This is a genomic window from Streptomyces spiroverticillatus, assembly GCA_014650415.1.
Lineage (GTDB): Bacteria > Actinomycetota > Actinomycetes > Streptomycetales > Streptomycetaceae > Streptomyces > Streptomyces spiroverticillatus.
In genome coordinates this window covers 1-509 of the sequence record BMUX01000096.1, presented here as the reverse complement: position 1 = coordinate 509, position 509 = coordinate 1, and the positions used below count along the sequence as shown (strand labels likewise).

The 509-nt window shown below is 71.3% G+C and carries 1 protein-coding gene; it reads right to left on the bottom strand.

Annotation, left to right across the window (positions count from 1 at the left end):
- Positions 1-64: 64 nt before the first annotated feature.
- Positions 65-509: helix-turn-helix domain-containing protein (locus tag IE269_RS42880; protein ID WP_189828788.1), on the bottom strand; the 445-nt coding region annotated here is incomplete at its 5' end.

Genomic DNA, 509 nt, shown 5'->3' with positions numbered 1-509 from the left:
CCGACCCGTGACCAGGTGTGTCCGGTGGGCATCGTCGGGGCGAAACCGGACTCGTCGATGAAGATCAGGTCGCGTTCTCCGGCGTACGCGGCCTGCCGCAAGGCCGCAAGTCCTCCAGTTCGGCCCGTGCGGCCTGCTGGAGGACGGGATCAGCCTTGTGCCGCAGGCTGTCGCGGGTGCGTTTCCAGCGGAAACCATCGCGGCGCAGCAGTTCGGCCAGCCAGTCCGCGGAGATCTCCACCCCGCGCTCGGCGCGTAGCCAGTCGCACCGCGCCGGAACGGTCCAGGTGGTTCCGTCGGCCGCGGACTGGTCCAGCAGCTCGGCCGGCGCGGCCCGGCCCTCAAGCCCCAAAAGCCTGGCCGGACGGCCGGAACGCGGTGCATCAAGCAGTCCCGCGATCCCGCCCTTCTCCAGGCGGTGGACCGCGGCGCGGACCGTCACCGGGTGGCATTCCAGCAAGTCGGCGACCTCGACGGTGGTCCGGCCACGGTCGAGGAGAGGAAGCGGA